Origin of the sequence: Synechococcus sp. R65.1 (assembly GCF_047461755.1) — a bacterium.
GTDB lineage: Bacteria > Cyanobacteriota > Cyanobacteriia > Thermostichales > Thermostichaceae > Thermostichus.
On record NZ_JANSHU010000007.1, the window covers coordinates 93,190 to 102,476 of the forward strand.

At 57.8% G+C, this 9,287-nt stretch carries 9 protein-coding genes and 1 tRNA gene; 5 read left to right on the forward strand and 5 right to left on the reverse strand.

Features of this window, described 5'->3' with window-relative positions; all coding sequences use genetic code 11:
* A partial coding sequence (locus NW814_RS05090; RefSeq protein ID WP_414405441.1) for a TIGR00297 family protein occupies positions 1-686 on the forward strand: 686 nt, incomplete at its 5' end.
* 75 nt (positions 687-761) lie between these two features.
* On the opposite strand, the gene NW814_RS05095 is transcribed toward NW814_RS05090, so the two are convergent.
* The 4 genes from NW814_RS05095 to clpP all read right to left on the reverse strand — a co-directional run bounded on the left by NW814_RS05095 (position 762) and on the right by clpP (position 4,109).
* Entirely contained in the window at positions 762-1,094 is a 333-nt protein-coding gene (locus tag NW814_RS05095; protein WP_414405442.1) for a ribulose bisphosphate carboxylase small subunit, read from the reverse strand.
* 3 nt (positions 1,095-1,097) lie between these two features.
* On the reverse strand, positions 1,098-1,505 hold the full coding sequence (gene rcbX / locus NW814_RS05100; RefSeq protein WP_414405443.1) for a RuBisCO chaperone RbcX: 408 nt from the start codon (positions 1,503-1,505) through the stop codon (positions 1,098-1,100).
* A gap of 64 nt (positions 1,506-1,569) precedes the next feature.
* A complete protein-coding gene (locus tag NW814_RS05105) occupies positions 1,570-2,994 on the reverse strand; it encodes a form I ribulose bisphosphate carboxylase large subunit (protein WP_414405444.1) in 1,425 nt (474 codons plus the stop codon).
* Between the two features lie 512 nt (positions 2,995-3,506).
* Positions 3,507-4,109 carry an ATP-dependent Clp endopeptidase proteolytic subunit ClpP gene (gene clpP, locus NW814_RS05110; protein ID WP_414405445.1) on the reverse strand — a complete coding sequence of 201 codons (603 nt, stop codon included), beginning with the start codon at positions 4,107-4,109 and terminating at the stop codon, positions 3,507-3,509.
* A gap of 322 nt (positions 4,110-4,431) precedes the next feature.
* On the opposite strand from clpP, the gene NW814_RS05115 reads away from it, so the two are divergent.
* Positions 4,432-4,504, forward strand: a tRNA-Glu gene (locus NW814_RS05115).
* Between the two features lie 323 nt (positions 4,505-4,827).
* Here NW814_RS05115 and NW814_RS05120 read toward each other — a convergent pair.
* Entirely contained in the window at positions 4,828-5,175 is a 348-nt protein-coding gene (locus NW814_RS05120) for a DUF1815 family protein (RefSeq protein WP_414393445.1), read from the reverse strand.
* 804 nt (positions 5,176-5,979) lie between these two features.
* Here NW814_RS05120 and pflB point away from each other — a divergent pair.
* The 3 genes from pflB to NW814_RS05135 form a co-directional block, all read left to right on the forward strand.
* Positions 5,980-8,259, forward strand: a complete 2,280-nt coding sequence (gene pflB / locus NW814_RS05125; protein WP_414405450.1) for a formate C-acetyltransferase — start codon at positions 5,980-5,982, stop codon at positions 8,257-8,259.
* Between the two features lie 68 nt (positions 8,260-8,327).
* Complete coding sequence (locus NW814_RS05130; protein ID WP_414388725.1) at positions 8,328-8,705, forward strand: pentapeptide repeat-containing protein; 378 nt, start codon at positions 8,328-8,330, stop codon at positions 8,703-8,705.
* A gap of 154 nt (positions 8,706-8,859) precedes the next feature.
* On the forward strand, positions 8,860-9,287 hold a 428-nt coding region (locus NW814_RS05135), incomplete at its 3' end, for a 4Fe-4S cluster-binding domain-containing protein (protein WP_414405446.1).

The following is a 9,287-nucleotide window of genomic DNA, read 5'->3' on the forward strand; positions in this document are numbered from 1 at the left end:
TGCAGAGTCCCCAAAAGGCGCTGACCCGGGCTGGGGTGCTCCACGCAGGGCTGCTGGGTTTGTTGGTGTGGGGGGGCCTGGGGTGGCGGGGCTACCTGGTAGTAGCCGCCTATTTTTTAGTCGGCACAGCCGTCACCCGCTTGGGGATCCACCGGAAGCAGGCGCAGGGAATTGCCGAGAAGCGAGGAGGGGCGCGGGGCCCAGAAAATGTCTGGGGCTCTGCTTTGACCGGGGCGGTATGCGCAGTGGGATACGCTTTCTTTCCGCACTCCCTGTGGTGGTTGGGGTATAGTGCCAGCTTTGCAGCGAAATTGGCCGATACCGTCAGCAGCGAAGTAGGCAAAGCCTATGGACGGCAGACCTTTTTGATCACCACTTTTCAGCCGGTGCCTGCCGGCACCGAGGGAGCTGTCAGCCTAGAGGGATCCCTGGCGGGGGTGACGGCAGCAGGGGGAATGTCCGCCTTGGCCTGGGGGATTGGCGGAGAATGGGTGGGAGGGGATCCCTGGTGGCTGAGCGCCTGCTGGCTGGCCGGCATCCTGGCCACTCTAGCAGAAAGCTGGATGGGGGTAGTGTTGCAGCCCCGCCTGGCCTGGATGACCAATGAGGTGGTGAACGGCATTCAGACAACCCTTGCCGCTCTTTTGGCGGTGGGGCTGGGAGCCCTCCTGGGGATTGGAGCGTAGAGAGAGCCCAAGGAAAAAGGGAGGAGCCCTCCGGAAGCTCTCTCCCCTAGGGGTGTAAAAACAGCAGAACAGCTTCTAGCGCAAGCCGCTTGGCTTGTAAACCAAGAAGCCCAGCACCTGACACTGCTTAATGTTGTCGAAGCCCACCACGCGGATGAAGCAATGGGGGTAAGCGCTGCGGCAGGCCTGCACCTCAGTCAGCACCTCCTGTGGAGAAGTAGCGCTAAACAGCGGCAGCTTCCACAAAGTCCAGTAGTGGTCGGTTGGCTCGGAAGATTCGTTGAATTCGATGGCAGGGATGTAGCCCTGATCCAGGATGTACTGCACCTGCTTGAGGATCTGCAGATCCGTTAGGGGTGGCAGATAGGAAAAGGTTTCGTAGCGGCGCTCTTTCGGTAGGGTTTGCATAACTCACTCCGTTTCAGGTGTAGGGTTTTGGAGAGGGGATCCTGCCTCTGGGTGGGTGACCGGCAGGGATCCGGTTGCTGAAGTCAGCCGTTCCAGGTGGCTGCGGCGGTGTTCCATGTTGGCCTGTTGAATACCGGTTTTGGCCATTTCCGGCAAGTAGTCGACCACCTCCGCTGCCAGGTACTCTCGAACGGTCATGATGCGGTAGGCCAAGTCGGCCCGCTCTGCCAGCAAAGCCCGAAGATAGGCTTCCCCATCCTGGAAGCTTTGCCGAGCAGAAAACTGCTGCAGCCAGAGGGCCCTGGGAGGATCCGTCTCGCTCAGTTGGGCCAGCACCGTGCGCATCGCCTGATAGGTCAGGTAGCTGATTAAAGTTTTGGCCGTGTCCTTGGCGATCTGCTTTAGATCCATGACCGATCCAGGGGTTGGGCCAGGGGGGCAAGAGAGTCCAGAGATCCCTTGCCCCCAGAGAGTTTTAGAGCGTATCGACGGGCTTGAACTCGAACTTGACCTCTTTCCACAGCTCGCAGGCAGCCGCCAGCTCTGGCGACCACTTGGCTGCTTCGCGGATGATGTCGCTGCCCTCGCGGATCAGGTCTCGACCTTCATTGCGGGCTTGGATGCAGGCTTCCAGGGCCACGCGGTTAGCCGTTGCACCGGGAGCATTCCCCCATGGGTGGCCGAGCGTGCCGCCGCCAAACTGCAGCACCGCGTCGTCCCCGAAGATCTCCACCAGCGCCGGCATGTGCCAAACGTGGATCCCTCCGGAAGCCACTGGCATGACCCCAGGCATAGAAGCCCAATCTTGGGTGAAGAAAATGCCGCGGGAGCGATCCGCCTCGACGTAGTTTTCCCGCATGAGATCCACAAAGCCCATGGTGATGGCGCGGTCGCCTTCCAACTTGCCCACCACCGTACCGGCGTGCAGGTGGTCGCCGCCAGACATGCGCAGGCACTTGGCCAGCACCCGGAAGTGGATGCCGTGGTTTTTCTGCCGGTCGATCACCGCGTGCATGGCGCGGTGGATGTGCAGTAGGATGCCATTATCGCGGCACCACTTGGCCAGGCTGGTGTTGGCCGTAAAGCCGGCGGTGAGGTAGTCGTGCATGATGATGGGAGCGCCAATCTCCTTGGCAAACTCCGCCCGCTTGAACATTTCCTCACAGGTGGGCGCGGTCACGTTCAGGTAGTGGCCCTTGATCTCGCCGGTTTCGGCCTGAGCTTTGTGGACCGCTTCCATGACAAACAAGTAGCGATCCCGCCAGCGCATGAAAGGCTGGGAGTTGACGTTCTCGTCGTCTTTAGTAAAGTCCAGCCCACCCCGCAGTGCCTCGTACACAGCCCGCCCGTAGTTTTTGGCGGAAAGGCCCAGCTTGGGCTTGATGGTGCAGCCCAGCAGCGGACGACCATACTTGTTCAATTTATCCCGCTCTACCTGGATGCCATGGGGAGGGCCCTGGAAGGTCTTCAGGTAAGCTACGGGAATGCGCAAGTCTTCCAGCCGCAGCGCTTTTAGGGCCTTAAAGCCGAAGACGTTGCCCACAATTGAGGTGAGCATGTTGGTTACTGAGCCTTCCTCGAAGAGATCCAGCGGGTAGGCGACGAAGCAGAAGTACTGGTTCTCTTCGCCAGGAACCGGCTCGATGTCGTAGCAGCGGCCCTTGTAGCGGTCCAAGTCAGTGAGCAGATCGGTCCAAACGGTTGTCCAGGTGCCCGTCGAGGACTCAGCTGCTACTGCCGCCCCTGCTTCTTCTGGAGGAACGCCTGGCTGAGGCGTAACCCGAAAACAGGCTAGGATGTCGGTATCTTTGGGCGTGTAATCAGGGGTGTAATAGGTCAGTCTGTAGTCTTTCACCCCCGCTTGATAGCCGCTCTTGGTTTTCGTTGCTGAATAGGCCACGTCAATCCTCCTCTACACGAATGACAAACTCTGCAAAGTTGAGAACTAGCATCTCCAGCTTCAGGCAACAGGCGAGGAAGCAGAGGTAAGGAGCCTCAACTGCCTGCCCTTTCTGGCCTTGGAGCTGCCTCACAATCGGTAGGCTCGACCTTGCAGCCTACCTCTTTCCCCTCAACCTGTAAGCCCTCTTCCCTGACTCCTTTCATCGCTAGCTTTAACGCACCAAGTCCAGAAAGCCTCTATGGACTATTTCCAGCTCTTGTTGCCCCTGCGATCTCAATAATGCAGCTCCACCTTCTTGGGTTTAATCCTAAGCTACCATCCGCGATGAAAGCCAGATCATTACTTTCTTTATGAGTTTGATTAGCTTACTTAAAGCAAGCCAGGCCTTCCGCTGGCAACGGGATAGATTTCTTTGACTTTCTTCACATCTTCCTGGGAGAATCCCCCACTAACGACACCAGCCCCCTTGGCAGGGAGCTGGGAAAGAGACTCCCTGGCAGCCAGGAGGACTAGGAAACGGTCGTCAGGGAAGGCTGGGGCTTCTTGGTGATTACCTGGTCGATGATGCCGTATTCTTTGGCCTGTTCTGGGGTCATAAAGTTGTCGCGGTCTGTGTCGCGCTCGATACGCTCCAGCGGCTGGCCCGTGTGGTAGGCAAGCAGGCTGTTGAGGCTGTTTTTGATAAAGAGGAGCTCCCTGGCCTGGATCTCAATGTCGGTCGCTGGACCCTGGGCTCCCCCTAGAGGTTGGTGAATCATAATGCGGGCATGGGGAAGGGCAATGCGTTTGCCCTTGGCACCCCCTGCCAGCAAAAAGGCTCCCATGCTGGCGGCCAAGCCAATGCAGATGGTGGAGACGTCTGGCTGGATGTGCTGCATGGTGTCGTAAATGGCCATACCGGCATAGACAGAGCCGCCAGGAGAGTTGATGTAGAGGTAGATATCTTTCTCAGGGTCTTCGGATTCCAGGTAGAGCATCTGGGCCACAATCAGGTTGGCTACGTCGTCATCTATCGGCGTGCCCAAGAAGATAATCCGATCCCGTAGCAAACGCGAGTAAATATCAAAGGCGCGCTCGCCGCGTGCAGATTGCTCGATAACAGTGGGAATCATGCCAGTCCAAGCGATGGGTTGCTACCATAGTGTAGTTTAAGCCACGGGATAACTGCCCCCTGCAGAGGAGTTGCCTGGCTCTGCCTAGGTAGCCTGCCGCTGGGATCCTCATTATCAATCTATCAATCTGCGGAGATGAGGTGTAAATGGATGTGATCCCGGATGAACCCCTTGTGATCGCCGGATTGCTGGGTCTGGCTCTCCTGGGACTCTTGATCTTGGCCGGGGTAGGATGGGGGGCGGGCGACGGTGACTAGCAAGAGATTCAAGTTGACAGAGTTAAACCTGCCTCCTTACAATCAAGATCGCTTCGTTTGGAGATGCCCCCATCGTCTAGAGGCCTAGGACACATCCCTTTCACGGATGCGACAGGGGTTCGAATCCCCTTGGGGGTATAGAGGAGAGGTAGCGACGATGCGCAGCTTTGCCGGCGCATCTTCTGCCTTGACGTGGATTAACTAAGCCAGTAGACGAGCAGCTGCATTTCTTCGGCTAGGCACTTTGCCTAGGCTAAAGTCAGCTCCGTCTTTAGCCGGTGTGCTCGATCAGGAACAACTCCCGTCAGCTTGATGGGAAGTGACGCCTGTGGAGATCCCTCTGGTGGGGTAGTGGAGGTGAACTCTGCTGCTAGCTATAGGTCGTGGAAGCAGGAAGAAAGGCTCAACCTGGAGCAAAAGTCTGCTTTTGTCCGAGGTTGTATAGGTCTTTCAGACGCGGATCAACGGCTATGGGCCAGAGCTTCTGCTGGCGCAGCGCTAGCAGCTAGATCGTCTTTGATTAGCTCTACCAGATCCTGAAGCTGACGAATGGCCTCCGCTCCTTCCAGTTTCATCAGCTCCCGCTCATCCCGCATCTCCGTCCAACTGATGGAGCACTCGGAGACTAAAAAGCGAATCAGATGCCCTTCCCGCAAGCTGACCATGAAGGAAGCGCTCTCAAAGGAGGTGCCGCAGGTGTAGCAGGAGGCCGGGTAGCCCCGCTTCTCCAAAGCAATGGCCAGCGCCTGCAAACTCATCACCAGATCTTGAACATAGCTGCGGTATTGTTCCGCCAACCGTTTGAACATCACACTCCTCCTCACTCCTCGGCTCAGCCAGGCCCTCTTCTGGCCACAGACAAGCCGCTTAGGCTTAGTAATAAATACCTATGCTCGGCAGTTAAGTTCATATGTAGCACAGCAATCGGCAATCCTCAAGGAAGGAGCTCAGTCCAGGAACCAAAACTGCCCAGCGCCAAGCAGGATGATAGGCAAGGCCCAGGTGGTTCAGATGTCGTATTTAACACTCCTCTCAAAACAAACACCAAAGTTTACTCTAGTTCAAAACTCTTGCCTCTAGGGGGGGAGCGGATCCTCAGCTCAGGACGGGAAGGGGAATAGTTGCTTTTCGTGGTTGTTTTCCAATTCTCAGAAAGGCTTCTCTTATTTCCGAGGCCTCCTTATCTGCTCTTTCGAGCTGCCGAGAGTAACCCCATTTGTTGTCCGTGCCTTAGCACCACTCGTGAAGATTTCCTCAAGCAACTGCTGTGGCGCCTGATTGATCGGGGGTGCTGCCTCCAACCTACCTTGGCCTAAGCTAGCCGTTTGGCAAGCCCCCTTAGCAAGCCCTTAAGAAAACATTAAAAACGGGATTAAAAACACAGAGACAGCGGCCTCCTAAGAGGAGAAGGAACTAGAATTGAAGTGGGCAAGGTGTATTGCAAACGCCTGAAAAAAGAAACATCAGAGTTGCTAAAAGTTCTCCCTTGCACCGGTGGCTAGATCGTCCCTTTGGCAAAGATGCCAGCAGCCCTTAGCAGTAGCTGAGGAGAGGTCTTGCTCTAGGTCTAGCCTGTTGCATAGCTGTCAGGCCGAATGGCCAGGGGGATTGCTATGGTAGTGAGCGCCCAGTCTTCTGTAGCTTTGCCTACAGAATTCACAAGTAAACAACATAGCTTGAGGGATTTCGTGCCTGGGCGGTGGCAGCGCTGCATCGACGTCCGAGATTTTATTCAGCGCAATTACACGCCTTACACGGGAGATGAAAGCTTCTTGGCGCCGGCCACCGAGCGCACGCAGCGGCTGTGGGCCAAAGTTCAAGATCTGATGGCCTTGGAGCGGAAGCGTGGGATCTTGGATGCCGACACCGACCTTCCTTCCAGCATCACCAGCCACCCGCCAGGCTACATCGACCGAGAGCTGGAGCAGATCGTAGGGCTACAAACGGATAAGCCCCTAAAGCGCGCCATCCTGCCCTTTGGCGGCATCCGTATGGTAGAAACGGCCCTCAAGGCCTATGGCTACGAGCTGGATCCCCGCGTTAAGGAAATCTTTACCAAGTATCGCAAGACCCACAACGACGGGGTTTTCGACGCCTACACGGAGGAGATGCGCCGCTGCCGCCGCTCTGGGATCATCACCGGCTTGCCGGACGCCTATGGACGGGGCCGCATCATCGGTGACTACCGGCGGGTACCTCTCTATGGCGTGGATCGGCTGATTGAGGACAAGGAGGCGCAGAAGGCCAGCCTAGAGGTGGACACGATGGATGAAGAAACCATCCGCCTGCGGGAGGAGCTCTCAGAGCAGATCAAAGCCCTGTACGAGCTCAAGGAGATGGGGGCCAGCTACGGCTTTGATCTAGGCCGCCCCGCAACCAACGCCCGCGAGGCCATCCAGTGGCTGTACCTAGCCTACCTGGCAGCGGTCAAAGAGCAAAACGGCGCCGCCATGTCCCTGGGGCGGGTTTCCACGTTCCTAGACATCTACATCGAGCGGGATCTGCAGGCCGGGATCCTCACCGAGGAAGAGGCCCAGGAGCTCATCGACCACTTTGTCATGAAGCTGCGCATGGTCAGGTTTTTGCGCACGCCGGAGTACAACGAGCTCTTCAGCGGGGATCCCACCTGGGTAACCGAGTGCATCGGCGGCATGGGGCTAGATGGGCGGCCTTTGGTGACCAAGACCAGCTTCCGCATGCTGCATACCCTCTACAACCTTGGGCCGGCGCCGGAGCCCAACTTGACCGTGCTCTGGTCGGAGCGGCTGCCGGAAGCTTTCAAGCGCTACTGCGCCAAGGTCTCCATCGAAACCAGCTCCATCCAGTACGAAAACGACGACTTGATGCGCCCCTACTGGGGGGATGACTACGGCATCGCCTGCTGTGTGTCGGCCATGCGCATCGGCAAGCAGATGCAATTCTTTGGGGCGCGGGTCAACTTGGCCAAGTGCCTCCTCTACGCCATCAATGGCGGCCGGGACGAGATCTCCGGCGAGCAGGTGGCTCCTGCTTTCGCCCCCATCACCGCCGATGTCCTGGACTACGACGAGGTGTGGCCGCGCATGGCGCAGATGATGGCCTGGCTGGCCAAAACCTACGTCAACACCATGAACATCATCCACTACATGCACGACAAGTACTGCTACGAGCGCCTGGAGATGGCCCTGCACGACCGGGACGTGCTGCGCACCATGGCCTTTGGGTTGGCCGGCCTGTCGGTAACAGCCGACTCCCTATCCGCCATCAAATACGCGCGGGTACGGGCCATCCGGGATGAGCGGGGCCTAGTGGTGGATTACGCGGTGGAGGGCGACTTCCCCAAATACGGCAACAACGACGACCGAGTTGACTCCATTGCGGTGCAACTGGTGCAGACCTTCATGGCGGAGCTGCGCAAGCACAAGACCTACCGCAATGCCATCCCCACCCAGTCCATCCTCACCATCACCTCCAACGTGGTCTACGGCAAGAAAACCGGCAACACCCCTGACGGGCGGCGCGCAGGTGAACCCTTTGCCCCTGGGGCCAACCCCATGCATGGCCGCGACACCAAGGGGGCGGTGGCCTCGCTGGCTTCCGTGGCTAAGCTGCCCTACGACGACGCTCTGGATGGCATCTCCAACACCTTCTCCATCGTGCCGGCGGCCCTAGGTCGCACAGCCGAGGAGCGGGTTGCTAACCTGGTGGGGCTGCTGGACGGCTACATGCGGGATGGCGGCTTTCACCTCAACGTGAACGTTCTCAACCGCGAGACCTTGCTGCACGCCATGGAGCACCCAGAGCTCTATCCACAGCTCACCATCCGGGTTTCCGGCTACGCGGTGAACTTCATCAAGCTCACCCGCGAGCAACAACTGGATGTGATTAACCGCACCTTCCATCAACACTTCTAAACGACGGCCAGGGGATCCCTGAAGGCTGCCCATACCCAGGGAAAGGGATCCCCCAGCAAGGAGGTTCGATGAGCTATAGCGCTTTGGACTTGGTTAGAGACTACGCGGCAGGACAGCGAGATTTCCAAGGGATCGAGCTGCTCCAGGCCGACCTACAAGGGATCCACCTAGCCGGTGCCGACCTGCGCTCTGCCGACTTCAGCGGGGCCAACCTGGCAGGCGCCAACCTGCGGGGGTGTGATCTCAGCTTTGCCAATTTCAGCGACGCCAACCTATCTGGAGCCGATCTGCGAGGATGCCTGCTTTTCGGCACCGATTTCCGAGGTGCTCTCTTGGAAGGAGCTTTGCTGGATCACGCCGATTTCGATGCCTATACCCATTTCCCAGCGGGCTTTGATCCGAAGGCGCATCGCCTACACAACATCTCGTCAGGTGTCTCCCAGTAGGCCCTTTGGGGTCTTTCCATCGGTTTTCAACTTAAGAAAACCCAGCCCAGGTAAACCCAAAGTCAAAGCCAGGGGGTGGGCAACGTAGCCAGCAATTTGGAAGAAAACCTCAAGATTAATTGATATTTTGCAAAAGCCATTGAGAATAGAAGTTATGGGTACCTCCCTCAACCCCTCGAGGCCGGTGACCGGCCGCATTCACTCGGTTGAAACCTGTGGCACGGTAGATGGGCCAGGGATCCGCTTTGTCATCTTCCTGCAGGGCTGTCCTCTGCGCTGTCTGTACTGCCACAATCCGGACTGTCGGGATCCCAATGCTGGCCAGGTGGTGACAGTGGACTCCCTCATGGCGGAGATCCAGCGCTGCCGCAATTACTACCTCAAAGGCGGGGGAGTAACGGCCAGCGGGGGAGAACCGTTAATGCAGCCCACCTTTGTGGCTGAGATTTTCCGCCGCTGCCACGAGCTGGACTTGCACACAGCGCTGGACACTTCCGGCTACGCGCCCTTGGGAGTGGCCAAGCCAGTTTTGGCCCATACGGATTTGGTGCTCCTTGATATCAAGTCCTATCTGCCGGAGCT

Excerpts from the sequence above, each read along its gene's own strand:
- NW814_RS05095 (WP_414405442.1), bottom strand. The coding sequence starts at position 1,094 with ATGCAAACCCTACCGAAAGAGCGCCGCTACGAAACCTTTTCCTATCTG.
- rcbX (WP_414405443.1), bottom strand. The coding sequence starts at position 1,505 with ATGGATCTAAAGCAGATCGCCAAGGACACGGCCAAAACTTTAATCAGC.
- clpP (WP_414405445.1), bottom strand. The coding sequence starts at position 4,109 with ATGATTCCCACTGTTATCGAGCAATCTGCACGCGGCGAGCGCGCCTTT.
- NW814_RS05120 (WP_414393445.1), bottom strand. The coding sequence starts at position 5,175 with ATGTTCAAACGGTTGGCGGAACAATACCGCAGCTATGTTCAAGATCTG.
- pflB (WP_414405450.1), top strand. The coding sequence starts at position 5,980 with ATGGTAGTGAGCGCCCAGTCTTCTGTAGCTTTGCCTACAGAATTCACA.
- NW814_RS05130 (WP_414388725.1), top strand. The coding sequence starts at position 8,328 with ATGAGCTATAGCGCTTTGGACTTGGTTAGAGACTACGCGGCAGGACAG.